The sequence below is a fragment of the Nocardia sp. CC201C genome (genome assembly GCF_030010695.1).
GTDB lineage: Bacteria > Actinomycetota > Actinomycetes > Mycobacteriales > Mycobacteriaceae > Nocardia > Nocardia otitidiscaviarum.
The window spans coordinates 1-26,361 of sequence record NZ_JASCXP010000052.1 but is presented as its reverse complement, the minus strand read 5'-3'; the positions used below and the strand labels follow the sequence as shown (position 1 = coordinate 26,361).

Genomic DNA, 26,361 nt, shown 5'->3' with positions numbered 1-26,361 from the left:
CGGTCTGCATGAGCGCGAAAGACGAAGCGCCCGCGATCAATCGGCGATCGTCATCGGGGTCGATGAGCAACACGTCGCCGACCGTGGCCGCCGCCAGCGAACCCAGCAGCAGCTTCCGGTCGGTGGCGGCCAGCTTCGGATCGCGCGCCACCTCCGCCGCCAGCAGCGGCATCATCAGCGGCTTGGCCGCCCACTGCCACCGGTCCCGCCCGGTGACGGCACCGAACGCCGTCACCGCCGCGGCGGCCAGGAACCCGGTGCGGAATACGCTCGCCATCACTCCGATTCGCCGACGGCGAAGCTGGGCTCGGCCGGAGCCGGAGGCAGCGTCACCACCTGGCCCGCGTAGGACAGCCCCGCGCCGAACCCCAGCAGCAGCGCCAACTGACCGCCCTTGGCCTTGCCGGTCACCAGCATCTCCTCCATGGCCAGCGGAATCGACGCCGCCGAGGTGTTGCCGGTGTTCTCGATGTCATTGGCCATCGGAATGTCGTCGGCCAGACCGAGATTCTTCTTCATGAGCTCGTTGATGCGGGCATTGGCCTGGTGCGGCACGAAGACCTCGATGTCCTCCTTGGCCACCCCCGACACCTCGATGGCGTCGGCCAGCGCGCGCGGCAGCGTCACCGCCGCCCAGCGGAAGACCTTGGGGCCCTCCATGCGCAGCGACATGCGGCCGATCGGCTCGACCGCCGGATCGGTGCCCTGCATGGCCTGCGCCCGGTGCATGTACTCGAGGAAGTCGACGTCCTGCATGATGGCCGAGGCGTTCTCGCCGTCGCTGCCCCACACCGTGGGCGAGATGCCGTTCTCCTCGCTCGGGCCGACCACCACCGCGCCCGCGCCGTCACCGAAGATCATGGCGGTGCCGCGATCGGTCGGATCCAGGCCGACCGTCATCGTCTCCGCGCCGATCACCAGCACGTACTCCGCGGAACCCGCGCGAATCAGATCGGCGGCGACGCCGAGGGCATAGCCGAAGCCGCCGCAGCCGGAGGTCAGGTCGAAGGCCGCGATGCCGTTCAGCCCCAGGTCGTAGGCGACCTGGGGAGCGCCGTGCGGGGTCAGCGTGAGCCAGCTGGAGGTGGCCAGCACCAGCGTGCCGATCTTGGACCGGTCGATGCCGCTGTTGACGATGGCGCGCTCACCCGCGGCGGCGGCCAGGGTGCGCAGCGTCTCGTCACCGCTGATCCACCGGCGGTTCTTGATGCCGGTGCGTTCGAAGATCCACTCCGGAGTGGAGTCCAGAACCTCGCACACCTCTGCGTTGCTCACCAGTCGCTGTGGCCGGTAGGCACCGATGCCGAGCATGGCAACGTTCCGGTGGCCCTTATTCAGTGCGATGCTTGCCACAGGTGACTCACACGACCCTTCACCATCGAAAGACATGAACAGCGTTCAGGCTATCCCAGAGCAATGGTCTAGCCCAGTGCCAGATCCTTGAGACCGAGGATCGATCGGTACTCCAGCCCCTCGGCGGCGATCACCTCGTCCGCGCCGGTCTCCCGGTCCACCACGGTCGCCACGCCCACCACGATCGCGCCCGCCTCGCGCAACGCGCGCACGGCGGTCAGCGGCGAATTACCGGTGGTGGTGGTGTCCTCCACCACCAGCACGCGTTTGCCCACCACGTCCGGGCCCTCGATCTGCCGCTGCATACCGTGGGTCTTGGCGGCCTTGCGCACCACGAAGGCGTCGATCGGGCGGCCCGGGGCGTGCATGACGGCCGCGGCCACCGGGTCCGCGCCCATGGTCAGGCCGCCGACGGAATCGAAATCCCAGTCCGCGACCAGTTCGCGCAGCAGTTTGCCGATCAGCGGCGCGGCCTCGTGGTGCAGGGTGGCGCGGCGCAGATCCACGTAGTAGTCCGCTTCCTTGCCCGAGGACAGCGTGACCCGGCCGTGCACCACCGCGAGTTGGCGCACCAGGTCCGCGAGTCTGTCCCGATCGGTCGTCGTTACCTGCATGTCTGTGTTCATGTCCTTCCGCGTGCGTTGAACAGGCCCCGATTCAGCCGGGCCGCGAGGGACCGCGGCATCAGTCCGGCTACCGCGGTGACGGCTTTGTACTGCATACCGGGCACGCTGATCACCCGGTTCTTCTCCAGATCACTCAGCGAACCGGCCACCACCTCGTCCACGCTGAGCCACAGTGGCCGCGGCAGTCGACCCAGATCGATACCGGCTCGCTCGTGGAATTCGGTGCGGACGAGGCCGGGGCACAGTGCCTGCACCCGAACGCCGGTCCCGGCCAGCCCACCGGCCAGCCCTTCGGAAAAGGATACGACGTACGCCTTGGAGGCCGAGTAGGTCGAACCCCTACCCGGCACGAGTCCCGCCACACTGGCCACATTCACCACACAGCCCTTGGCCGCGGCCAGCATGGGCGGCAGCGCGGCCCGGGTCAACCGCATGACCGCGGTGACGTTCACATCCAACTGCTGTTGCAGCAGGTCCGGATCGACCCGCCAGAACTCCCGCGACAGCCCGAACCCGGCATTGTTGACCAGGAAGTCGACACCGTCGGCGAGCCGAGCCGCCACCCGCGCCCGCCCCTCGGCGGTCGCCAGATCGGCGGGCAGCACCTGCGCCCGAGCCCCGAAACGCAACTCCAACTCCCCGGCCAGCGCGGCGAGCCGCGCCTCATCCCGCGCCACCAGCACCAGGTCGTATCCCAGCGACGCCAACCGCACGGCATACCCCCGCCCGATACCGGAGGTCGGCCCCGTGACCACGGCCACGGGACGCACGGCGCCGGGCAGGCGCGCGGCGGGCGAACTCTCGGTCATCGACTACCTAACACTCGGCCGGACGAAGGCGACGGGCCCCAGGGTAGAAACCAGCGCCACGGGTGAAAAGAGCACAACGTCCCCACCACCGACACCGCCTGACGAGGGCGGTCCCACTCCGGGACGACCACTCCGCCGCGACCGCGCGGGAGGACGGCCGACCACGCCCGATTGCACGAAGGCGCGGCGACGGAAACAGCGTACGCCGCGCCGGGACGTGCGGTGGCCAGACCGTCCCGACACCGGCGGCCGGTGCGAATCGGCCGCCGGGACAACCCAATCGGTGCCGACGGCGGACGGGTGCGCGGGCGCCCCGGTAGCCACCGCACCAGCGACGCGACCCGGGGGGCACCGGTACGACGGAGGTGGGCGGTCCTGCCGAGAGCAGGAGTCGCGCGGCGCCCGCCGAAGCGGCGTCGCACGCCGGGCACGGGTCGCGGCCGGATGGCCCCCACGGCATGTCACCGGCGGCCGGTGCGCATCGGCACACCCCGTCCGGTACCGACACCGGACGGACGCGCGGGTGTGACGCGCTGCCTCCGACGGCTGCGCGGGTGCGACAGCTGCCACCGGGCACCGCCGTGACGTGGTCGGGGAAGCCCCCGTCCCTGCGGAGTGGCGGCCGCACTGCGGAACGCAGGCAGTGGCGTAGCGCGGCGCGGCGAACGGCGCACCGGACCACGAAACGCCGGTGTACGTCGGGCACGGCCGCGCCCCGGCGGAACACCCGTCCGCGCGTGACACCGGTGCCCGATCGGGCCGGGTGCGGCTGTTGCCGGAAATGCCGAACCGGGCACGACCACCGTCAGGATCGGGCCCGTAGGAGACACGGGTTCGGCCCCGCGGGGAACGCGGGGCGACGCGTCACCGGGGCGCGGGACCCTGGTACGGGCGGAAGCCCGGGTGGAACGGGCCGCCCGGCGGCTCGTCCCGGTCGTCGCGGTAGTCGTCGCGCGGCTCCTCGTCGGCGTACTGCCCGCGCGCGTCGTCCGCACGCCAGTCGGGGTCGCGGTCGTCCTCGTGCCACTCGCGGTCCCGGACGGGGTCGTCGCCGCGCCACTCGCCGTCCTGATCCGAATCGTCCGCGCGCCGCTCTCGCGCGTCGCGATCGTCCGCGCGCCAGTCCTCGTCCCACTCCGCGTCGGCGTCCGGATCGCGGCGGGGGGCGGGATCCTCGTCGTCCCACTCGGGCTCTTCCTCGGGAGCGGGGGGCCAGTTGCGGCGGACCCGCCCGCGCGGATCCGGGACGACCTTGAGGGCGGGCCGCCAGCCCTCCGCCTCGGGTTCCGGTTCGCTTTCTCCGGCAATGTCTTTCACCAGCGGCGCGTAATCGTCGGCGGCCTCGTCCTCGGGGAAGGGCAGCGGATCGCCCGAGCGCGGGGGCAGGTGGCGGGTGGCGGGTGCGTGCGGGTCGGGATCGCCGTAATCGCCGTACTCGTCATGGCCGTCGTAGTCGTCGTCCTCGTCGTCGGCCACCACCGTGCCGCCGCGCTGCGGTCGGCCGTCCTCGCGGGCCTCGGGTGCGGGCGGGCGACCGCCGCGATGCTCGGGGGCGTTCACCACCGGCGGCAGCACGTGCAGCAGACCGGACAGGCGCAGCACCGCGTCGATGGCCATCTCCCAATCCCGGGAGCCCGCCCCGACCGGCAGCATGCCGAGGGTCCAGTTGCCCTCGCTCCACAGCATCTGCACGGTATCGGGCAGCGATTCGATGAAGGCCACCATGCGCTGGTCCACGGCGTGGCGCGCGATATCGGGATTGGTCGCGAAGACGACCCGGTCGCCGATGGCCCCGAGCAGTTCGAGATCGTGATCCTTCGGCGGCGCGGCCGTTTTCAGCCGCAGGTCGATATCGATGTCGGAGCCGATCTGGCGGCGCACCGCGACCAGGGTGGCGGCGTCCTCCAGATCGAAGAGCACGAACTTCTCACCCTTGCGGTTGCCCGACACCACGTCGACCGCCGACAGATACCCGAGTTTGGCCATGGCACCGCGCCGCCAGGTATTGGCGAGCGCCGGTTCCACCGAAACATAGGTGTAGCCCTGGGATTTCGCCCAGACCTGCCGGATGTGACCGGTGCGCTGTCGCTGCTGCCGATCGAAGAACAGCAGCACGATCGCGCCCACCAGCGCGATCGCCGCCAACCCGAACCATATCGCCGTCATCGCCGCCTACCATATCCAGCTGGGTTCGAACCCGCCCAGCATGCCTGACACGTTGCCGTTCATCGGGTTCCGCCGGGCAGTGCCGTACTGATGATGATCTTCGCGGTGACCGAGCCGTCGGCCGCCTTGTCGCCCTGCACCATCACCATCTCGCCGATCGGAAGATCCCGCACCGCGACGCTGCCGAGCGAGATCACCTGGGTCCGATCGTCGGTGTGCACGGTGACGGTCGGGCCGGACAGGGTCGCGATGGTGAGGGTGGAGCCGTCGTTGCTGGCGATGGTGCCCATGGTCGCGCCGAGCTCGTCGATCTCACCCAGCCCCGGGATCTGCGGTACGCCACTGGGCAGCGGCTGCGCCGTCTCGCTCGGGAAGGTCGGAATCAGCACCTGCTGGGTGCGCGACGTGGTGGACGCGGTATTCGACGTATCCCGATCCGCCAACAGCGTGCCCACCACGACCCCGGCCAACGCGACCAGCGCCAGCGCGGCCAAGCCGAGCCCGATCCACAGCCCGGTCTTGCGCTGCGGCGGCTGCGGGCCGCCACCCGGATAACCCGGCTGGTAGCCGCCCGGCGGCACCGGCCCGCCGGGACCGCCCGGCGCGGGTGGATACGACGCGGGGCCGGAGCCGGGATAGCCCCCGGCCTGATACCCCCCGCTCTGATATCCCCCGGCCTGGTACCCCGGAGCCTGGTGTCCGGACGCGGTGTAGGTCGCCGTCGGGGGATACGCGCTGGGCGCACCGCTTTCGTAACCACCCCACTGATCGTCGTGCGGCGGCAGCACCCGCGTGGCCTCCGGCCCCGGCTGCTGCGCGAAATAGTCGTACGCGGTGGTGGGGTCGGAATCCGAGGTGTGCCCGGTCGACCCGGCGGCGGGCGACACCTGCTCGGTCGGCCCGTCCACCGATCCCGACTCGGGTCGCCGCGACCACGGATCGCTCGGATTCGTCATGTACTCCAGCCTAGGCTGGATGGACGACCGGAGCCGAGAACTGCGCTGTGTGGTGTCTGATTTGCCTCCGGTGCGAGCACAGCGAGGCCCCGGAGGGTGTGCCTCCGGGGCCTCGCGGGGATGGGTCAGCGGCCGACGATGAGGGTGTCGCCGTCGGAGCTGACGTTGACCTTCACCGTGTCGCCGTCCTGCACCTCACCGGCCAGCAGTTCCTTGGCGAGGGTGTCGCCGATGGCCTGCTGGATGAGGCGGCGCAGGGGGCGGGCGCCGTAGGCCGGGTCGTAGCCGCGCACGGCCAGCCAGAAGCGGGCCGAATCGCTGACGTCCAGCTTCAGGCGGCGCTGCGCGAGGCGGCGCTGCAACTGGTCGAGCTGGATGTCGACGATGTGCTCGAGCTGTTCCTCGTCGAGCGGGTGGAACATGACCACGTCGTCGAGACGGTTGAGGAACTCCGGCTTGAAGGCCGAGCGCACCGCCGCCATGACGAAGTCGCGCTCACCGCCCGCGCCCAGATTCGAGGTGAGAATCAGGATGGTGTTGCGGAAGTCGACCGTGCGGCCCTGGCTGTCGGTGAGCCGGCCCTCGTCGAGCACCTGCAGCAGGATGTCGAACACGTCCGGGTGCGCCTTCTCGATCTCGTCGAAGAGCACCACCGTGTACGGCCGCCGCCGCACCGCCTCGGTGAGCTGACCGCCCTGGTCGTAGCCGACATAGCCGGGGGGCGCGCCGACCAGCCGGGCCACCGAGTGCTTCTCGCTGTACTCGCTCATATCGATGCGCACCATGGCGCGCTCGTCGTCGAACAGGAAGTCCGCGAGGGCCTTCGCCAGCTCGGTCTTGCCGACACCGGTCGGTCCGACGAACATGAACGAACCCGTCGGCCGGTTGGGGTCGGCCACTCCAGCCCGGGCCCGGCGCACCGCGTCGGACACCGCCTGCACGGCCTCGGTCTGCCCGACCACGCGGCGGCCCAGCTCCTCCTCCATGCGGAGCAGCTTCTGGGTCTCGCCCTCGAGCATCTTGCCCACCGGAATCCCGGTCCACGACGACACCACCTCGGCGATATCGTCCGGCCCGACCTCCTCCTTGAGCATGACCTCGCCGTCGGCCGCGCCCTTGGCCTTCTGCTCGGCCTCGGCGAGCTGCTTCTCCAGCTGCGGGATGCGGCCGTAGCGCAGTTCGGCGGCGCGGGCGTAGTCGCTGTCGCGTTCGGCGCGTTCGGATTCGCCGCGCAGCGACTCCAGCTCCTCCTTGATGACGCGCACCGAGTCGATGGCCTGCTTCTCGTTCTGCCAGCGGGTCATCAGCTGGTTGAGCTTCTCGCGCAGATCCGCCAGTTCCGAGCGCAGCTTCTCCAGCCGCTGCTTGGACGCCTCGTCGGTCTCCTTGGCGAGTGCGACCTCCTCGATCTCGAGGCGGCGCACCTGCCGTTCCACCTCGTCGATTTCCACGGGGCGGGAATCGATCTCCATGCGCAGCCGTGACGCCGACTCGTCCACCAGGTCGATGGCCTTGTCCGGCAGGAAGCGCGAGGTGATGTAGCGGTCCGACAGGGTGGCGGCGGCCACCAGCGCGGAGTCGGTGATGCGCACGCCGTGGTGCACCTCGTAGCGCTCCTTGAGCCCGCGCAGGATGCCGACGGTGTCCTCCACCGACGGCTCGCCGACCAGCACCTGCTGGAAGCGGCGCTCCAGGGCCGCGTCCTTCTCGATGTGCTGGCGGTATTCGTCGAGCGTGGTCGCGCCGACGAGCCGCAGCTCACCGCGGGCCAGCATGGGCTTGATCATGTTCCCGGCGTCCATGGCGGATTCCCCGGTCGCGCCCGCACCGACGATGGTGTGCAGCTCGTCGATGAAGGTGATGATCTGTCCCGCACTGGATTTGATCTCCTCCAGCACGGCCTTGAGCCGCTCCTCGAATTCACCGCGGTATTTCGCGCCCGCGACCATCGCGCCCAGGTCGAGCGAGATGAGCCGCTTGCCGCGCAGCGATTCCGGCACGTCCCCGGCGACGATGCGCTGGGCCAGGCCCTCCACGATGGCGGTCTTGCCGACGCCGGGCTCGCCGATGAGCACCGGGTTGTTCTTGGTGCGGCGGCTGAGCACCTGCACCACGCGCCGGATCTCGGTGTCGCGGCCGATCACCGGGTCGAGTTTGCCCTCGCGGGCGGCGGCGGTGAGGTCGGTGGAGTACTTCTCCAGCGCCTGGTAGCTGCCCTCCGGATCGGGATTGGTGACGCGCGTGTTGCCGCGCACCTGAGTGAACGCCTCGCGCAGCGCGTCGGCGGTGGCGCCGTACTTCAGCAGCAACTGCGAGACGTCGGAGTCACCGGCGGCCAGGCCGACCATGAGGTGTTCGGTGGAGACGTACTCGTCTCCCATCTCGGTGGCCAGGCGCTGTGCGTCGGTGATGGCGGCGAGGGCTTCGCGGCCGAGCTGCGGTTGGGTGGTCGCGCCGGTGGCGCGCGGCAGCCGTTCGACGATGTCCTGGGCCTCGCGTCGAATCGTCGCGGAATCGACGGCGACGGCCTTGAGCAGCGGGGCGGCGATGCCGTCGGTCTGATCCAGCAACGCCACCAGCAAGTGCGCCGGACGGATCTCCGGGTTGCCCGCGGCGGATGCCGCCTGCAGTGCGGCGGTCAGGGCCGCCTGGGTCTTGGTGGTGGGATTGAACGAGTCCACGAGTCCCCTTTCCTACTAGTCGCTGCCTAATCCAACGCGACCGGAGTTGAGTCTGTTCCGCTCAAGTCTGACGAATTTTCGGGCGCCGACACCAGAGGCATAGGTCACACATCACGCTACGCGCCGACCCTAGAAACCGACTGCCCTGAATCTCCCCGAAGCGGTCCGTGTCCGTGCCTACGATGGCCGAGGTCGTTCGTCGACGCATCACCAGCTCGTCCATCGGACCGAATGGAGACCCCATGCGCGCGATCGTGGTACGAGAGTTCGGCGGCACTCCGGAGCCCGCGGATATGCCCGTTCCGGAGCCCGGCCCGGGACAGCTCCGGATTCGACTGGATGCCGCCGGGGTGAACCCGTTCGACCGCAAGATCATCGACGGCGTGCTGGACGGCCGACTGCCGCACGACTTTCCGCTGATCCCGGGACTGGACGGCGCGGGCACCGTCTCGGCACTCGGCGCAGGGGTGCCGGAATTCGCCGTCGGCGACCGCGTGGCGGGCAAATGGCTGGTGCCACCGGTCGGACACGGCACCTTCGCCGAGTACATCGTCGTACCCCACGACAGCGTCATCGCGCGGCTCCCCGACGAGGTCACCGCGCTCGCGGCGGCCGCACTGCCCACCGCCGGACTCACCGCCCTCGACCTCCTCGAGGGCGCGGCGGTCGGCGCGGGCCGGACCGTCCTCATCCCCGGCGCGGCCGGTGGCGTCGGCTCGTTCCTGGTGCAGTTGGCCGCCGCGGCGGGCGCACACGTCATCGCCACCGCCCGACCCGACGACGCCGACCGCATGATCCGGTTGGGCGCGACCGAGGTGATCGACTACAGCCGCACGGTGCCCGTCTCCGACTCCCCCGAGCCCGCGCTCGCCCAGCCCACCATCGCCGAATCGGTCCGCATGACCCATCCGGACGGCATCGACGCGCTGCTCGACCTGGTCAGTCCGCCCGCGACGCTGCGCGAACTGGCCGCGCTGGTGCGGCCGGGCGGCGCGGTGTTCAGCACCATCGGATCGGTGGATACGGCGGATCTGCAAACCCGCGGCATCAAGGGCGGCAATATCAATTCCCAGGGCAGCGCCGCGGGTCTGGCCCGACTGCTGGCGGCGGCCGCCGCGGGCGACCTCGTCGTTCCGGTCGACCACGCGGTGCCGCTGGCGGAGGCGGCGACGGTCATCGGAGGCTCCGGCGCACGGGGCAAAACGGTGCTGGTCATCTGATGTGAGGCGGGATTCACCGCGGATGTGTCCGGGCAGCCTTGGCCATATCCGTGCGACCTTGTGTTTTTCAGGGATACTTGACGCGGAGGACCGCTGGAAAACCCGGTGTGTCCGGGGTAACAGCTCAGGAAAGGAAAGTTCGCCGTCGTGGATGCGCGTACTGCAGCGCTGGTCCGCGCAAACTTTCGGACAGTCGTCGAGGCCCCGAGCGGGCCGGAACGGCTGATCAGCGCGTTCTACGGCCACCTCTTCGCGGAGATTCCGGCTCTGCGTGAGCTGTTTCCCCCCGCCATGGATATGCAACCCAAGCGGCTGGTCACCGCCATTCAGTTCGTGTTGGACCATCTGGAGAACTGGGATCGCGCGCAGCGCTTCCTGGAACAGCTGGCCCGCGACCATCGCAAGTACGGAGTGGAGGCGGCGCACTACGACATCGCCGGGCGGGCGCTGCTCGCCGCCTTCCGCACCTACAACGGCGTGCACTGGAATCGCGGGCTCGAGGAGGGCTGGCGCGATATCACCATCCTGATCTCGGCGTCCATGGCCATCGGCGCGAACTCCGACAAGTCGCAGCCCTACTGGGAGGCGACGGTGGTCGGACACCGCCGGGTGGTGGACGATCTGGCGATCGTGCGGCTGCAATCGGATACGCCGATCCCGTACCTGGCCGGCCAGTACGTTCCGGTCGCCATCCCGCAGCGGCCCAAGATGTGGCGCTACCTATCCCCCGCCATCCCGACCAACCCGTACGGCGAGATCGAATTCCACGTGCGCAAGGTGCGCACCGGCTGGGTGAGCCCGGCCATCGTGAACGAGACCCAGATCGGTGACCGCTGGATGATCGCGGCCCCCCTGGGTGGCCTGCACGTCGATCTGCAGAGCGGCAAGGACGTGCTCATGATCGGCTCCGGCACCGGTATCGCGCCGCTGCGCGCGCAGCTGATCGAAATGGGCAGGCGCGGCATCAATCCCCGCGTGCACCTGTTCATGGGCGGGCGCTACCCGTGCGATCTCTACGATGTGGAGAACATGTGGCAGCTCTCGCAATCCAATCCGTGGCTCACGGTGGTTCCGGTGTGCGAGAACGAATCCAATCCGTGGTGGCATCCGTATCCGCCCGCCGAGACCCCGTACGGCATGCACCGGCGGCTCATCGGCAATCTGGGCGCGGTGGTGGCGAGCTTCGGCGCGTGGTCCGACCGCCAGATCCAGATCGCGGGCTCGGCCCGCATGATCGCCGACACCAGGCGCGCCCTGCTGGCGGTCGGCACACCCGAGTGGGCCATCGCGTCGGATCCGGTGTGAGCCCGCGGTTCTCGGTTGTGATCTCGTTGATTTCCGTAGTGAGGAGTGTGCGGTGACCCTGGGCCCCGACGACACCGGCGCGCTGGCGCTCGATACCGAGGAGCGGGCGGCGACCGTGGTGGGCGCGCACCGGCTGCGCGCGGACTGGACCGTGATCCGGCTCATCGGCGAGTTCGTGCCCTTCGCTCCCGGGCAGTCGGTCGCCGTGCGGGTTCCGCAGCACCCCAATATGATCCGCCGCCTCTACCCCGCGCTGCCGCCGTCGCTGGACGGCAAGCTGGAGTTCCACGTGCGCACGGTGCCGGGCGGCTGGTGCAGCGGATCGATCGTGTCGGACACCCGCACCGGTGACGAGTGGCGGATCAGCGCTCCCGAGGGCTGGCTGGCGGTGGATCCGGAGGCCACCGACGTGGTGATGGTCGCCGAGGGCCCCGGGTTGGCCCCCATGCGGGCGCTCATCCTGGATCTCGCCCGGCGGCCCGAGCCGCCGCGCACCCACCTGTTCGTCGGCGCGCGTAGTCCGCGCGATCTCTACGCCTCGGACATGCTGTATCTGCTCACCGGCGAATTGCCGTGGCTGACGGTACTTCCCGTGGTCCAGACCGACGAGGACCCGGACTGGGTCGACGAGTGGCACGAGGCGTGCCGGGTGGATATCGGCTTCCAGCCCGAGGAGATGCTGGCGGGCAGTCTGGCGGAGGTGGTGGGCCGCTTCGGGCCACTGAATCGGCAACAGATCCTGGTGTGCGGCAACGCCGCTCCGGTCCAGCAGGTGGTGGAGACGCTGCTCGCCACCGGCGCACCGGCGGAGCACATCCGCTACGAAGGATTCTGACGGCGGTTGCGACAGCGGGGTTTCGACGGCGGGGGTTTCCGACAGCGGGTTCGGCCGGCGCGGGCGTCAGAACAGCGGATCGTGCCGGATATTGGCGGTGGGGGTGCCCGCTGCCATCAGGCGGAACTTGGTGGTCTGCACCATGGAGGGCGAGCCCACGATCTGGACATCGCGGTCCGCCCATGATCCGTATCCGGCGACGATCTTGCCGATCTGACCGACGCGACGCGGCTGGAGGCCGGGGTACTCCGGCTCCGCCTCCTCGGCGTCACCGAACACCCACCACGGGTTCTCCTCGCTCTCGGTGACCGGAATGACATTGAGCCACTTGTTCTCCCGGGCCAGCTGGCCGAGCGTCTCCAGATCGTAGAGGTCGCAGGGGTAGTGTCCGCCCACGAACAGATCGACCTTGGGGTTGGATCTTCGCTGCGTCATGGCCATGAGTTGGGCGCGCAGCGGGGCGATGCCGGTGCCACAGCCGACCATGAGCATCTTGCGCCGAGTGTTGCGCGGCACCCCCAGACCGCCGAGCGGTGAGCCGATGAGCCACTGCTCCCCGACCTTGGTGTGCCCGACCATGGCCGGACTCACCCACCCGCCGGTGACGCCGCGGATGTGGAATTCGATCTCGCCCTGCGGATTCGCGGGCACGGCGGGAGACAGATACCGCCACATGCGCGGGCGCGACGGGATCTGCACGCTCATGTACTGTCCGGCCGCGTACTGCATGGGCTGGTCCAGCCGGAGCCGCACGATGGCGAGATTGCGCAGCACCTCACGGTGTTCGATGACGGTGCCGGTCCACACCGGCGGAGTGCTCTCCTTCTCGGCCGCGCCGATCATGGTGTCGGCGATGACGCCGAGCCCGGTGTCCCAGGCCCGTTCCACCTCGTCGGTCCACATCTCGGTGCCCGCGTACGCCTGCATGGCGGCCTTCAGCGAAGTGGCCACCGCCGCATAGTGTTCGGCGACGACGCCGTACTTGCGGTGGTCGCGCCCGAGTTGGGCGAGGAAGGGGAGCAGTTTGTCGGGCTCCTCGAGCCGGTCGACGGCGTAGGCGATCGCCTTGACCAGGCGGTCGCGTTGGGCGTCGAGGGCGGCCGGGAAGAAGTCACGAACCTGTGGATGCTCGGTGAAGAGAATGGCGTAGAACGAGCGGGCGAGTTTCTCGGGGCCACCTTCTTCCGCAGCAACCGCCTTGAACGTCGTTCTAATCAATGCGACGGTCCGCGAATCCATATGTGTCACAACCCCATTTCGCACTCGAAACGCAGGCCGCACGGCCGAGTGCTGGTGCTGCGGAACACTCGACAGCAGCCGATGCCTAGCAAGTGTAGGCGAGGGTTGCCAGCAACGGAACGGCTCGTTTCAACAACACGCCCAGATTTCCGTTAAAACAAGTGATAACCACCCAAATGTCACATAAAACAGACCGCTCACCTGCAACACGCCGGGCGAGTCGGACTGGGTCTCACCGATTTTGCGCGAATCATTTTGCAAGGCTCGGCAATGGAGCGATCGGCCCGCAACCGCATTGGCAACGCAAATACTCTGCGGCATACCGACATAACGCACTAATCACCACAATAAACAACCGGCCGGTTTGAATTGTTTTCGGAGCCGATCCGGATCGTCCGCACCGCCGCCGACGAGAATCCACCAGCACACCGCCCGCAAAGAAAAAGCAGCGCCCCGGAATCCGGGACGCTGCTCGCTGCGTCGGGTCGTGGGTTACCGCTGCCGTCGATTACGCGGCTGCCACACCACCAGGGCCGTACTGCGCTGCGGCGGCGTGAGCTGATCGGGCCGGTACCCGGACCGCAGCCGCTCCACCTCCGCCGTCAGCTCGGACACCCGCTGCTGCAACTCCTCGACCTGGTTGGTGAGTTCGATGATCCGTTTGATACCGGCGAGATTGACGCCCTCGTCCTGGGACAGCCGCTGCACCTCGCGCAGCAGCTGCACGTCCCGATCGGAGTAGCGTCGCCCGCCGCCCGAAGTGCGTTGCGGCGAGACCAGACCAAGCCGGTCGTAGGTCCGCAGCGTCTGGGCGTGCATGCCCGCCAGCTGCGCCGCCACCGAGATCAGGAAGTACTGGGTCTCGGAGCTCTTCTTCGGATCGGAATTCATCACGCACCTGCCCATCCAGCACGCGGGTCGAAACCGCTGGTCTTCTCCGCCTCCGCATAGCGCCGCAGCGCCTCGGTGGCATTGTCGTCCAGCTTCTGCGGGATCGCGACCTTCACCGTGACCAGCAGATCACCCGCACCGCCGCCGCGCTTGGGAACGCCGCGCCCGCGCACCCGCAGGGTACGCCCGTCGGCGGTGCCCGGCGGCACCTTCACGCCCACCCGGCCGTCCAGCGTCGGCACCGAAACGGTTGTCCCGAGCACCAATTCGCTGTAGCTGACCGGCAGCACCAGGGTCAGGTCGTCGCCATTGCGGCCGAAGACCTTGTCCCCACTGACGTGCACGGTGACATACAGGTCGCCCGGGGGCGCGCCCCGCAGACCCGCTTCACCCTGGCCCGCCAAGCGAATGCGCTGACCGTCGCGCACACCCGGGGGAATGCGCACGGTGATGGTGCGGGTGCGATTCTGAATACCGGTGCCCCGGCAGTCGACGCACGGGTCGTCGATGATCGACCCGGTGCCCCGGCAGTCGTCACACGGTTCACTGAATCCGAACGCACCCTGGTTGCGGCTGATGACGCCGGTTCCATTGCAGTGCGGGCAGACTCGCGGACTGGTGCCCGGTTTGGCACCGCTGCCGTGACAGGTCGTACACGGCGAGGGGCTGGTCATACGTAGGGGAACCGTGACGCCCTGCGCCGCCTCGCGGAAACCGAGGGTCGTCTCGGTCTCCACATCGCTGCCGCGCCGCGGCCGCGAGGAAGCACGGGCGCCGCCGCCCCGGTTGAACAGCCCACCCAGGATGTCGCCTAGGCCGCCGTCGGGTCCGGTCCCGGCGGTCGCCCCGCCGAAGATGTCGCCCAGATTGAACTCGGCGCCGCTGAATCCGCCGGTGCCGCCGTAACCGCCGCTCGGTGCGAAACCGCCGCGACCGAAACCGCCGCTGGCGAACAGCCGCCGCGCCTCGTCGTACTCCTTGCGCTTCTCCGGATCCGACAGCACCGAATGCGCTTCGCTGACCGCCTTGAACCGCTCCTCGGCCTTGACGTCCCCCGGATTCTTGTCCGGGTGCAGATCACGGGCCAGCTTGCGATAGGCCTTCTTGACCTCGTCCTGGGTAGCGCTGGAGGAAATACCCAGCTCTTTGTAGAAGTCCTTCTCGAGCCACTCCCGGTTCACCGGGCATCTCCTCCTTCCCGCTTCTTACCCGTTGTTACTGGCATCCGCGCCAGCGTTCGTCGGATCCGACTGCGCCGCAGCGCCGTTCACCGGACCATCGGTCACCCCGACCAGCGCGTGCCGCAGCACCCGCTCGCCGAACCGGTATCCCTTGCGCATGACCATGCCGATCACCGGCTCACTGCCGGAGCCCTCGTGCTGCACGGCCTCGTGCAGGGTCGGGTCGAAAGGCTCACCCTCCGCACCGAACTCCTCGAGGCCCTGCTTCTGCAGGGCGGTGGCCAGCTTGTCGGCGACGCTCTTGAGCGGTCCGGCCTCCAGATCGCCGTGGGCGCGGGCGCGATCGAGATCGTCGAGCACGCCGAGCAGTTCGCCGACCACCGCCGCCTTGGCGGAGTCGATGGCGGCCTTGCGGTCGCGTTCGACCCGACGCCGGTAATTGGCGTACTCGGCGGTCAGCCGCTGTAGATCGGCGGTGCGCTCGGCCAATTCGGCGGTGATGGTGTCGGCGAGCGCGTCGGCGCTCCCCGCGGTCGCGCCGTCAGGCCCGGCGGCCGCGGCGGATTCCTCCGCCGCGGCCTCGAGAACCTCACCCGCGGCCGGATCGTCGACGATCGGCTCTTTCTCCGGGTGGTCCGTCACTTCTTCTCAGGCTCCTCGACAACCTCGGCGTCAACGACGGTGTCATCGGAATCCGGCGCGCCCTGGCCGTTTCCGGACTGGGCGGCATCCGCGGCCGAGGCCTCGTAGATGGCCTGGCCCAGCGCCTGCGACTCGGTCGCCAGCTTCTCCACCGCGGTCTTGACGGCCGCGATGTCGGTGCCCTTCAGCGACTCCTTGGCCTCGGAGATGGCCTCCTCGACCTTGGACTTGACGTCCCCGGGGACCTTGTCCTCGTTCTCCTTGATGAACTTCTCGGTCTGGTGGACGAGCGACTCGGCCTGGTTGCGGGTCTCCGCCTCCTCGCGCCGCGCCTTGTCCTCGGCGGCGTGCGCCTCGGCGTCCTTGACCATCCGGTCGATCTCCTCCTTGGACAGGCCGGAGCCGTCCTGGATCTTGATCGTGTTCTCCTTGCCGGTGCCCTTGTCCTTGGCGGTCACGTGGACGATGCCGTTGGCGTCGATGTCGAAGGTGACCTCGATCTGCGGCACGCCGCGCGGGGCCGGCGGGATACCGGTCAGCTCGAACGAACCGAGCAGCTTGTTGTGCGAGGCGATCTCGCGCTCACCCTGGAACACCTGGATCTGCACCGACGGCTGGTTGTCGTCCGCCGTGGTGAAGGTCTCCGACCGCTTGGTCGGAATGGTGGTGTTGCGCTCGATGAGCTTGGTCATCACGCCGCCCTTGGTCTCGATGCCCAGCGACAGCGGGGTCACATCGAGCAGCAGGACGTCCTTGACCTCACCCTTGAGCACGCCGGCCTGCAGGGCCGCGCCGATGGCGACGACCTCGTCCGGGTTCACGCCCTTGTTCGGCTCCTTGCCGCCGGTCAGCTCCTTGACCAGCTCGGAGACGGCGGGCATGCGGGTGGAACCGCCGACCAGCACCACGTGGTCGATATCGCCGACGGAGATGCCGGCGTCCTTGATCACGGACTGGAACGGCTTGCGGGTGCGGTCCAGCAGATCCGAGGTGATCTTCTGGAACTCCGAGCGGGTCAGCTGCTCGTCGAGGAACAGCGGGTTCTTGTCCGCGTCCACGGTGATGTAGGGCAGGTTGATCGAGGTCGACTGGCTCGACGACAGTTCGATCTTGGCCTTCTCGGCGGCCTCGCGCAGCCGCTGCATGGCCATCTTGTCCTTGGTCAGGTCGATGCCCGAGGTGCCCTTGAACTTGTCGACCAGCCATCCCACGATGCGCTCGTCCCAGTCGTCACCACCGAGGTGGTTGTCGCCGGAGGTCGCGCGGACCTCGACGACGCCCTCGCCGATTTCCAGCAGCGAGACGTCGAAGGTGCCGCCACCGAGGTCGAAGACCAGGATGGTCTGTTCCTTGTCGCCCTTGTCCAGGCCGTACGCCAGCGCGGCGGCGGTCGGCTCGTTGACGATGCGGAGCACGTTCAGGCCCGCGATCTGGCCGGCCTCCTTGGTGGCCTGGCGCTGCGCGTCCTCGAAGTAGGCGGGGACGGTGATGACCGCGTCGGTGATCTCCTCACCGAGGTAGGACTCGGCGTCGCGCTTCAGCTTCATCAGCGTGCGCGCCGAGATCTCCTGCGGGGTGTACTTCTTGGCGTCGATCTCGACGGTCCAGTCCTCGCCCATGTGGCGCTTGACCGACCGGATGGTGCGATCGACGTTGGTGACCGCCTGGTTCTTGGCGGGCTGACCGACGAGCACCTCGCCGTTCTTCGCGAACGCGACGATCGACGGAGTGGTGCGCGAGCCTTCCGAGTTGGCGACGACGACCGGCTCACCGCCTTCGAGAACAGCGATGACCGAGTTCGTGGTCCCGAGGTCGATACCGACCGCACGAGCCATGGTGAATCCTCCTAGTTGACGTACCTGCCTGGTGCGGGAGCATGGGCTCCCAGCAACACTGAGCGTGGTCGGCTCAATCCTGCCCCCGTATCGCTCGGGGCGCAACTTGAACTTGAGTCGATCTCGCTCAACCTTGTCGAAGAGGACCAACCTGGGCCCCAGGTCATCTATTCCCGGGGCGCGGAGAAATTTTTTCGATCACTCCTCGGCCGGGTGGACCGCGAGCACCTCACCCGCGAGGGTCAGCTCCAGGTATCCGCCGCGGCTGCCGTCCTTCGCGTAGAGGAAGACGACGGGCGGGTTGACCTTCGCCCCCGGATCGGCGGGGTTCGCGCCCGGCGGGCGGCGAATGACGATGTGGCTGATGACGCCGCCGGGGACCCGCAGCGTCTCCGGGGCACCGGCCATGACGGCCGCGAAGCCGCGGACGTCCAGGTCGGCCAGATCGAAGGCCGCGGCATCGTCGTCGCGGGCGGTGTCGGTGGAGCTGAAACCCCGCTCGTCGTAGCGGAGGCGCACGGTTCGGTCCGGATCGGCGGCGCGCTCCACCAGGGCGTACTGCGGATACAGGCTCATCTCGTCGGCCGTCAGATCGCCGTATCGGTCCCGGTAGGTCGCGAGAAAACTCGCCAGGCCCACACCGGTGGTCGGCTCGAGCAACGGCGGGTCGGGTGCGGTGGTGCGGGCCGCGCAACCGCCCATGGCGCCGAGCAGCCCCGCGACCACGACCGTGGCCGCCGCCGCCTGCCACCGGCGTGCCGGTTTCCGGCGCTGCACGCGCACCACCGGGGCGTCGGCGAGGTTGCTCGGGATCTGCAGATCACCGATGAGCGTGTCGAGATCGCCGAAGGTGCGCGCCCGCATGGCCGCCGCCGAACGCTGGGCGTATTCGGCATCGGTGAGCTCGCCCTCGGCGTGCGCGGCGTCGAGCAGGGCGCAGGCGTCCACGCGGTCGGAGTCGCGGACGCGCAGGCCGCCGTGACGTCGGGTGTCGGACATGACCGTCGGCCTATCCGGAGAAGGGGAAGGCGCGCAGCACCACTCCCGTGGGGTCCAGTAACAGATATCCGCTCTCGCCGAACACATTGCGCACATACACCCGGACGAGCGCGACGGGCACGGTCCGCGACCCTCCCGGCACGGTGTCCACCTTCAGGTCGATATGGCTGATGGTGCCGCCGTCGACGTCCAGGAGGGCGGGTGCTTCGGTGAGCGTCCGGTCGAGGGCGGTGAGATCCACGGCGGCCAGATCGAATTGCGGCGTATCGGGCTTACGGGTGGCCACCGGGCGGCTCTGCTCGAAACCGCCGCGATAGCCGTAGTGCACCACACGATTCGGTTCCCCGGGCACGGCGCGCGCGATGCTCGCGTGCTCGTCGAACAGACTCACCTCGTCGAGCAGGGTATCGCCGAACTTGACGCGGTAGGTGTCGCGAAAGTGGGCGATACCCGCCACCGTCAGCAGATTCGGGGTGGGAATCACCTTCGGCTCGATGACGCCGAGGTCCACCGACGGCGGCCCCGCCGGTACGGCGGCGGGCCGGTCGACCACGGTGTACATGCCCACGGCGGCGGCCAAGGCGAGCGCGGCCACGCCCGCCGGGAACCAGTAGCGGCGGTGCGACAGCGGCGGACGCGGCGGACCGGGAGCGTCGGCGGGGCGTTGCAGGTCGGCGGTGAGCTCCGCGAGTTCCCCGAGAGTTGTTGCCGCACCGGCCAGTTCGGTCAGGGCATGGTGGTCGTCCACGGACAGCTGGCCGTCGGCGAGCGCCGCGTCCAGGACCGCGCAGGTGGCGGCGCGGTCGGCGTGGCGCGCCCGCACGCGTGGCGGATAGCCGCCCTTGCGCGCCTTGGTCCGCGCCGAATCCGGCTGCGGGAGTATCAGGTCCGTCGCCCCCGACGACGGTTGCAGATCCCCGACCAGCCGGTGCAGCTCGCCCAGCGTCTCGGCCCTGCCCGCCCGCTCCGAACGCTCGTGATACTCGTCGGCCCCGAGCTGTCCCTCCGCATAGGCGGCATCCAGCCGGGCACGCGTGGTGACCCGATCGATATCCCGGGCCCGAACCCGCCCGGTTCCGGCCGCCGAACCGGGCGATCTCGAACTCACCCCCGGATGGTAAGCGCAGAACGCCCGTTTTGTACTGCCTACCACCGTCGATAGGTGCTGAGTAGGGCGCTATCGGGTGGTGCTCAGGATCTCGCGGGCGAGGTCGCGGTCGAGGGTGACGCGGACCAGGGCCGCCGCCAGGTCGGCGTCGCGGCCGGGTGGGGTGAGGCGGTCCAGGGCGGCGGGGTCGGTCGGGAGGCCGAGGCGGCTCGCGCCCCGGCGGGCGCGCTCGTCGAAGTAGGGGCGGACCCAGGTCCAGGTGTCCTGCACCTCGCGGAGGAAGATCTCCGCGCCGACCGGGCCGATGCCCTGGAACCGCTGTAGGAGGCTCGCCAGCCGCGCCGGATCGCGCTCGGATTCCGCGGCGAGTCGGCGCAGGTCACCGTGGTAGCGGTCGAGGAGCAGCGCCGCGTTCGCGCCGAGCCGGGTGGCCGTGGATTCGTCGTAGCGGCGGTAGTGGCCGCGGCCGAGCGCGTCGACCAGTTCCTGCCAGTCGGCGTCGGCCACCCGCCGCGGGGTGGTGTAGCCGCTGCCGACCAGTTCGCGGGCGGCGGCGATGGCGATATCGGCGGAGATGCGGGCACTGAGCAGCTGAGCCAGCATCAACAGCTGGAACAGCGGCGCGGGTGTGTCGGCCAGCCGGATACCGGCCTCGGCCGCGTAACTCGTCCCCGCCCGGTCCAACAACGCCCGCACGATCTCCTGTCGCTCCATGACGCACCTGCCTTTCCGACACCCTGCGCGTACCCGCCGCGCCGTCGCCCACACCTGACGGCGGTGGCCCGCGCCCGTGGCGGCGCGATCACCGGAGCAGGGGGTACGCCCCGGACTCCGGAATCGGCGACGATTCCGACTTCCGGGCGGCCATCGCGACATACACGGGATGCGCGCCGGTCACGGTCGCTCCGTGCAGCCGGATCATCCGACGTTCGACCGCTCCCGCAAGGCCAACGGCGGCGGGACTACCGCACGGCGGAGGCAGCGGAGGGCACCACACCCTGCGGCGGCAACTCCACCCGGCGGCATGCCGAGCGCCCCGCCCGAGGTCGATCGCCATGATCACCGCCCGGTCCAGTGCGAGCGCACCGAGCCGCACGTTCGGATGGTCGTCATGGCGTTTTCCTTCCCGGAACCGCTCCCACACGGTTGGACCACGCGATATCGGCTGCTGCGACAGCTAGATTGGGTGACGAGCGTCACGTGCGAGTCGACAGGAGTGCGGTATGCGGGCGGCCGTGGTCACCAAGGGCGAGTTTCGGGTGGAGGAGCTGCCGACACCGGTTCCCGGTCGCGGGCAGGTACTGATCGACGTGGTGCGGTGCGGCATCTGCGGATCGGATCTGCATGCCCGCGTGCACTGCGACGAACTGGCGGAGCTGGCGGCCGCCACCGGATACGGGCATTTCATGCGCTCGGCGCAGAGTGTGGTGCTCGGACACGAATTCTCCGGCACGGTCGTCGATTACGGCCCCGGCTGCCGAAAGCGTTGGCGGCCCGGCACTCCCGTGGTGGCGCTGCCGATTCAACGGCAGGGACGGCAACCGCACCTGACCGGCCTGTCGGTCGCCGCGCCCGGTGGCTACGCCGAGCAGGTGGTGGTGCAGGAGTCCATGACCTTCCCGGTGCCGAACGGCCTGTCCGCCGAACTCGCGGCGCTCACCGAACCCATGGCGGTGGCCTGGCACGCGGTGCGCAAGAGCCGGATCGGCAGGAGGCGAACGGCTTTCGTCATCGGCTGCGGACCGATCGGGCTGGCGGTCGTCAGCATGTTGAAGGCCGCCGGGGTGCGCACGGTGGTGGCCAGCGATCTCTCACCGCGCCGCCGGGACCTGGCGCGGCGCTGCGGGGCCGATGTGGTGGTGGATCCCGCCGTCGTATCGCCCTGGGACGCCGCGCCTCGCACCTCGCGCATCAGCGGCGCCACCGACATCCTCAACCTCGGCTTCGACGCCATGGAACGGCTGCGGCGCATTCCGAAGCTGCCCTGGTGGTATCTGTTCCGCGCCGCCCACACCTTCGATCAGGGGCCCAATACGCCGGTCATCTTCGAATGCGTCGGCGTGCCGGGGATTCTCGATCAGATCCTCACCGCCGCGCCGCCCATGTCCCGCGTCGTGGTGGTCGGCGTCTGCATGCAGCCCGATGTGATCCACCCGGCGACCGCCATCAACAAGGAGATCGAACTGCGCTTCGTGCTCGGCTACGACCCCGGTGAGTTCCGCGACACCCTGCACATGATCGCTGACGGCACGGTGGACCCGAGCCCGCTCGTCACCGGCACCGTCGGCCTGGACGGTATCGACGCCGCCTTCGGCGCCCTCGCCTCGCCCGACCACCACGCCAAGATCCTCATCGACCCCCGCAGCACCGCCACCGCACCCTGAACGCGGCCCCGGCGCGCTTCGCACCCGCCCGCGAAAGCGCCGAGCACCCCCCGGGCCGCTTCGGATTACGCGCGATGGCGCGGGATGCGGGTCAGCGGGGTGGTCGGGGGATCGTTGAGTGTGTCGAGCAGGCCCTCGGCGCTGCGGGCGGCGGTGAGGCACGCTGTCGCCGTGACCTGATCGGCCAGCGGATGACCGGCGCGGGAACGCCATTTGCGCACGGCCGCGAGAGCGTATTCGCGCTGGGTGGAAAGATCGGTGTCGGCGGGCAGCCCCAGGCGCAGGTGGGGGGCCACGCCGGAACCGCCGATGAGGCGCTGCAATTCGGCGATATCGGCGTCCGGCAGCGGCAGCTCATCGGAGCGGAGACGGCCGAGCAGGCGCAGTTCCGCGAAACCGTGCACATCGGCGAGCAGCGTGCGCACGCGCGGGAGCAGCGCGTCGGCGGCGGTGCCCGGGTAGGCGGCCAGAATGCGGGCCAGCGCGGTGAGCGCGGAGTGCGCCTTCAATTCCTCGGCGCGCTGGGCGAATTGCACATCCAGCACGGAGCGCAGCTCATCGAGTCCGCTGCGCTTGGTGAGTTCGGCCGCCAGACTGGCGGAGTCGCGCACCCCGAGGCGGATCAGCGTGACGGACAACCGGATTCCGAACAGGCCGAAGCGGGCCACCAGGTGCGCGCGCAGCTCCGGCGACACCGGCAGCGGCAGATCGGGGCGGGCAAAACGGTCCGCCGACAGCAGGGCCGCGGTGAGTTCCTCGGTCGGCACCGTCGCCAGGGCCTCGAAGGCCGCGTACTCGCGCTGGCGCAGGGTGGCGGCGGCGAAGGCCAGCAGACCTGCCACCGGGACCACGGACTGGCACAGCCCGGTGCGCTCGAGCTCCTCGGCGAAACGGGACGCCACCTCGCGGGCGGAGTGCAGGGCGTCGATACGGCCGGCACCGATCTCGTCCGCGCGCGAGACCACACCGACCGCCCCGAGCGGGGCCGCGGCGGCCGTGTAACCCGCGGGCGACGCTCCCGGCCCGTGCGCACCGGCAGCGCCGACCGATGCCCCGGTACCGGTCGTTCCATGCCCGAATCTCCCCGTGCCGGACGCACCCCCACCGAACGGCCCGTATCCGAGCCCGGGAACGCCCGCGTCGGCGGCCTGACCGGATCCGGTACCAGCGCCGATACTTTCGAGGAAATTCACATCCGCGGCATCGAGGCGGCGCAGCAGGTAGACGACGGCGTCCGCGCCCGGCAGCACCACGCCGGCCGGATCGGCGGCCGGGGTGAGCAGGCGCGCCGTGCGCGCCGAGACCTCCCGCGACATGGACGAGATACCGGGCGAGTCGATGATCGTGGTGCGCGCCAATTCCTCCGACGGCCACTGCACGTCGAGATGGTCCACCTCGCGCGCGCCGGGCGCGTTCCACCGCAGCGCCGACAGGTCGAAGTGCAGCCCGTGCGGCGTGGCCAGCCCGTCGGCCCCGCGATCCCGGCGCACCCCCACGTCGGCGTGCGCCCCATCGCGCGCGAACGCGGTCACCCGCGGCGTCGGACCGTGCCGGTACCAGGTCACCAGCCGGGTGCACTCGGTCGCGTCGGTGGGCGCGATGTCCTGCCCGACCAGGGCGTTCAACAGCGTCGACTTACCGGCCTTGAGCTGACCCGCCAACGCCACCCGCAGCGGTTCGTCCAAGCGGCGCGCGCAGTCGGCGAGCAGCGCGCTCACCCGTGCCTGCCCCGCATACGCCTGCCGAGCCACACCGATCAACCGCCGCGCCTCGGGCACGATCCCGGCCACTGCACCCGGGGCATCGAAAACCATTCACACACGGTAGCGGGACTCCCCGGTCTCCTCGCGACTACCCATACCCCAACCCTGTCACCGGGCAAACGAGCACGTTACGGGGGTGGGAGCGCCCGGGCGGCCGGGCGGGCCTCGAGGGTGAGCAACGCGTCGGCATGGCGGCGGAGTTCGGCCACGATGCGGAGTTGGCGCTCGAGTTCGGTGGTGCGTTCGGTACGGCGGGAGGTTTCCAGGGTCGCGGCTTCCTGGGCGGCGCGCAGGGATTCGTCCAGGGAGCGCAGCGAGCGGTCGGCCACGCCGGTGAAGTGATCGCGCAGCAGGCGGTGGATGCGGTGCAGCCGGTCCTTGGTCTCCTTGCCGGAGTGGAAGGCCACATCGTCGACGTACCGGCGCACGGCGGCCTTGGCCTCGATCCGGCGCTTGGCCAGCCGTGCCTGCTTGTCGTCACGGAACGCCTTGCCGCCCAGAATCACTCCCGCGCCGATGGACAGCGGATTGATGATCGCCATCCCGGCCAGGGTGCCCGCCAGCCCGGCCATCACCACGCCGCCGTAGGAGCCGCGCACCCCCACCAGCAGTTTGTGCGTGAAGCCGAGATCGGGTTCCAGATCGGCCAGGGTGCAGGAGCCGACGCGGGAGCCGTCGGGGTCCAGGCTGCCGGCCAGCTCCGGCAGGTCCACCGCGCCGAGTTCGGTGAAGTGGCCGGCGATCCGTTCGGCCAGCCGGATGGCGCGGGTGCGGGTCCACAGCAGATTGTCGCCGACCGCCGTGCCCACGGTGCCGGTCAGCCATTCCTCGATGGTGTCCCAATGCCGCCCGGGATCATTGGCGTCGATCCACTCCTCGCCCTCGCGCGCGATATCGCGCAGCCGGTTGCGCAGATCGTGGTCGATATCCCCGGCCAGATCGGTGATGCCGTCGGCGAGAGTCTGCTGCCAGGCGGCGGTATTGCGGCGCAGCCGCTCGGCGGCCGCCTTGGCCGAACGCAGTTCCACGATGGCGGCGGCCCCGCGCTCGGGATCGCGCAACGCCACCAGTTCGCTGCTCAACGCCAGCGCCAGATGTTCGGCCGCCGAACCGATGTCTACGCCCACCGCCTGTCGGGTGGCGGCCTGGTCGCGGGCCACGACCTGGTCGCGCAGAAACTGGAACACCTGCCCGAAGCCCGATTCGCGGCCGAGCTGTTCATCGCGCAGCCGCATGGCGTGGGTGCGCAGGACGGCGGAGACGGGAATCAGCGGAACCTCGAGCCCCGCAGTCTCGAGGTGCCGCTGATTCGCGTCGTAGACCTGCCTCCAGTGCGGATACAGGTCGATCTTGGTGAGCAGTACCGCCACGGCGGGGCTCAACTCCCGCACCTGCCGCAGGAATTCCACCTCCGGCACGGTGAGTTCGGTGGAGGCGTCGCTGAGCAGCAGTACCGCGTCGGCTCCCGGGATGGTGGCGTAAACGCCTGCCGCACCGGGATTTCCGTGTGCACCGAGGCCGGGGGTGTCCACGACCACGATGCCGTCGGCGAGCAGCGGGTTGGCGGCTTCCACCTCCACCCGCAGCACCGGCCGCGCCCGCACGGTGGGCTCGGTCGCGCCCAGATTCTCGAAAGGTACCGGGACCCGGGTGGATTCGGCCTCGCCGCCGCCCGGCCCGGCCAGCACGACCGCGGCCCGCGACTCGCTGCCGTGGGCCAGGGTGACCGTGGCGGTGGTGGTCGTATCATCGCCCACCGCACAGACATTCAGGTTGAGCAGCGCGTTCACGAACTGACTCTTGCCCTGATTGCCCAAGCCGGCCACCACGATGCGCCGTCGCGGATCGCGGATCCGCTGGGCGACCGTCTCCAGTCGTCCTACCAGGTCACCCCGGTCGGCCGCGCGTGCGACCGCGATGGTGTCACCCAGTATCGACAGCAGCGGCCGAGCCACCGCGGTTCCCGTCACAGCCCTACCTCCGAATCACCGGTGCGGTCACGAGTGCAGCGTCACGACTGCGGCATCACGACTGCAGGATGTCGTCGACGATGCCGCCACCGGCGACGCCGCCCACCTCGGCCCCGCCGCCGAAGCCCGCGTCTCCGAACAGCGACGTCTCGGTGCCACCGGTGAGGTCGCCCTCGACGCCACCCTGCACCCCGGCTCCGAACGCCTGCGAAACGTCCAGTCCCGCCCAAGGATTCGCGCTCGCACCGACATCCAGCCCCGACTCCGCCCCCAGCGCGGCGTCGACACTGCCACCGACCTGCGCGCCGGTGTCCACGGCCCCACCGACCGCCCCACCGAGTTCCGCGCCCGCCTGCACACCGGTATCCACCGCACCCGACAGCCCGGACTCCAGCCCC

General features: G+C 69.7%; 21 protein-coding genes and 1 pseudogene. 4 read left to right on the top strand and 18 right to left on the bottom strand.

Annotated features, from left to right (window positions below; all coding sequences use genetic code 11):
- From QK444_RS08560 to clpB, 7 genes are all read right to left on the bottom strand, one after another.
- Positions 1–277 (bottom strand): lysoplasmalogenase family protein (locus QK444_RS08560; RefSeq protein ID WP_282778762.1); only part of this gene is annotated, 277 nt, incomplete at its 3' end.
- Positions 277–1,353: a beta-ketoacyl-ACP synthase III gene (locus QK444_RS08555; protein WP_282778760.1), complete on the bottom strand. Its 1,077-nt coding sequence runs from the start codon at positions 1,351–1,353 to the stop codon at positions 277–279. The genes QK444_RS08560 and QK444_RS08555, both read right to left, overlap by 1 nt.
- Positions 1,354–1,421: 68 nt before the next feature.
- Positions 1,422–1,979, bottom strand: a complete 558-nt coding sequence (gene pyrE, locus QK444_RS08550; protein WP_282778758.1) for an orotate phosphoribosyltransferase — start codon at positions 1,977–1,979, stop codon at positions 1,422–1,424.
- Positions 1,976–2,788, bottom strand: a complete 813-nt coding sequence (locus tag QK444_RS08545; RefSeq protein WP_282778757.1) for an SDR family NAD(P)-dependent oxidoreductase — start codon at positions 2,786–2,788, stop codon at positions 1,976–1,978. The genes pyrE and QK444_RS08545 overlap by 4 nt, the downstream gene beginning before the upstream one ends.
- Before the next feature lie 864 nt (positions 2,789–3,652).
- Entirely contained in the window at positions 3,653–4,954 is a 1,302-nt protein-coding gene (locus tag QK444_RS08540; RefSeq protein WP_282778755.1) for a hypothetical protein, read from the bottom strand.
- A 59-nt stretch (positions 4,955–5,013) separates the two neighbouring features.
- Positions 5,014–5,910 carry a DUF5666 domain-containing protein gene (locus QK444_RS08535; protein ID WP_282778753.1) on the bottom strand — a complete coding sequence of 299 codons (897 nt, stop codon included), beginning with the start codon at positions 5,908–5,910 and terminating at the stop codon, positions 5,014–5,016.
- Positions 5,911–6,035: 125 nt separating this feature from the next.
- Positions 6,036–8,591 (bottom strand): ATP-dependent chaperone ClpB, encoded by a 2,556-nt coding sequence (gene clpB, locus QK444_RS08530; RefSeq protein ID WP_282778751.1) that lies wholly within the window; start codon positions 8,589–8,591, stop codon positions 6,036–6,038.
- Positions 8,592–8,833: 242 nt separating this feature from the next.
- Here clpB and QK444_RS08525 point away from each other — a divergent pair, with 242 nt between their 5' ends.
- The 3 genes from QK444_RS08525 (at position 8,834) to QK444_RS08515 (ending at position 11,951) form a co-directional block, all read left to right on the top strand.
- Positions 8,834–9,811, top strand: a complete 978-nt coding sequence (locus tag QK444_RS08525; RefSeq protein ID WP_282778749.1) for an NADP-dependent oxidoreductase — start codon at positions 8,834–8,836, stop codon at positions 9,809–9,811.
- Positions 9,812–9,958: 147 nt separating this feature from the next.
- Positions 9,959–11,116, top strand: coding sequence for an FAD-binding oxidoreductase (locus tag QK444_RS08520; RefSeq protein ID WP_029930854.1), 1,158 nt, complete (start codon positions 9,959–9,961; stop codon positions 11,114–11,116).
- A gap of 52 nt (positions 11,117–11,168) precedes the next feature.
- Positions 11,169–11,951, top strand: a complete 783-nt coding sequence (locus QK444_RS08515) for an FAD-binding oxidoreductase (protein ID WP_282778747.1) — start codon at positions 11,169–11,171, stop codon at positions 11,949–11,951.
- Positions 11,952–12,017: 66 nt separating this feature from the next.
- On the opposite strand, the gene QK444_RS08510 is transcribed toward QK444_RS08515, so the two are convergent.
- The 8 genes from QK444_RS08510 to QK444_RS08475 form a co-directional block, all read right to left on the bottom strand.
- Positions 12,018–13,190 carry a globin domain-containing protein gene (locus QK444_RS08510; protein ID WP_282778745.1) on the bottom strand — a complete coding sequence of 391 codons (1,173 nt, stop codon included), beginning with the start codon at positions 13,188–13,190 and terminating at the stop codon, positions 12,018–12,020.
- A gap of 492 nt (positions 13,191–13,682) precedes the next feature.
- Positions 13,683–14,081, bottom strand: coding sequence for a helix-turn-helix transcriptional regulator (locus QK444_RS08505; protein ID WP_029930851.1), 399 nt, complete (start codon positions 14,079–14,081; stop codon positions 13,683–13,685).
- Complete coding sequence (dnaJ, locus tag QK444_RS08500) at positions 14,081–15,262, bottom strand: molecular chaperone DnaJ (RefSeq protein ID WP_039817994.1); 1,182 nt, start codon at positions 15,260–15,262, stop codon at positions 14,081–14,083. Before dnaJ ends, QK444_RS08505 begins: the two co-directional genes overlap by 1 nt.
- A 24-nt stretch (positions 15,263–15,286) precedes the next feature.
- The gene (gene grpE, locus QK444_RS08495) at positions 15,287–15,904 is read right to left on the bottom strand and encodes a nucleotide exchange factor GrpE (RefSeq protein ID WP_282778741.1); all 618 of its coding nucleotides are present in this window, start codon (positions 15,902–15,904) and stop codon (positions 15,287–15,289) included.
- On the bottom strand, positions 15,901–17,739 hold the full coding sequence (dnaK, locus tag QK444_RS08490) for a molecular chaperone DnaK (RefSeq protein ID WP_282778740.1): 1,839 nt from the start codon (positions 17,737–17,739) through the stop codon (positions 15,901–15,903). Before dnaK ends, grpE begins: the two co-directional genes overlap by 4 nt.
- A 198-nt stretch (positions 17,740–17,937) precedes the next feature.
- Positions 17,938–18,738 carry a DUF1707 domain-containing protein gene (locus QK444_RS08485; RefSeq protein ID WP_282778738.1) on the bottom strand — a complete coding sequence of 267 codons (801 nt, stop codon included), beginning with the start codon at positions 18,736–18,738 and terminating at the stop codon, positions 17,938–17,940.
- Positions 18,739–18,748: 10 nt separating this feature from the next.
- A complete protein-coding gene (locus QK444_RS08480) occupies positions 18,749–19,846 on the bottom strand; it encodes a DUF1707 domain-containing protein (RefSeq protein ID WP_282778736.1) in 1,098 nt (365 codons plus the stop codon).
- Positions 19,847–19,915: 69 nt separating this feature from the next.
- Positions 19,916–20,560, bottom strand: a complete 645-nt coding sequence (locus QK444_RS08475) for an endonuclease (RefSeq protein ID WP_282778735.1) — start codon at positions 20,558–20,560, stop codon at positions 19,916–19,918.
- A gap of 509 nt (positions 20,561–21,069) precedes the next feature.
- Between QK444_RS08475 and QK444_RS08470 the strand changes: the two genes are divergently transcribed.
- Entirely contained in the window at positions 21,070–22,230 is a 1,161-nt protein-coding gene (locus QK444_RS08470) for a zinc-binding dehydrogenase (protein ID WP_282778733.1), read from the top strand.
- A 65-nt stretch (positions 22,231–22,295) separates the two neighbouring features.
- Here the strand turns inward: QK444_RS08470 and QK444_RS08465 are convergent, their stop codons facing one another.
- From QK444_RS08465 to QK444_RS08455, 3 genes and pseudogenes are all read right to left on the bottom strand, one after another.
- Entirely contained in the window at positions 22,296–24,044 is a 1,749-nt protein-coding gene (locus QK444_RS08465; protein WP_282778731.1) for a dynamin family protein, read from the bottom strand.
- A 77-nt stretch (positions 24,045–24,121) separates the two neighbouring features.
- Positions 24,122–25,963, bottom strand: coding sequence for a dynamin family protein (locus QK444_RS08460; RefSeq protein ID WP_282778729.1), 1,842 nt, complete (start codon positions 25,961–25,963; stop codon positions 24,122–24,124).
- Between the two features lie 55 nt (positions 25,964–26,018).
- Positions 26,019–26,361 (bottom strand): annotated as a pseudogene (locus QK444_RS08455) (hypothetical protein); the annotation flags it as partial.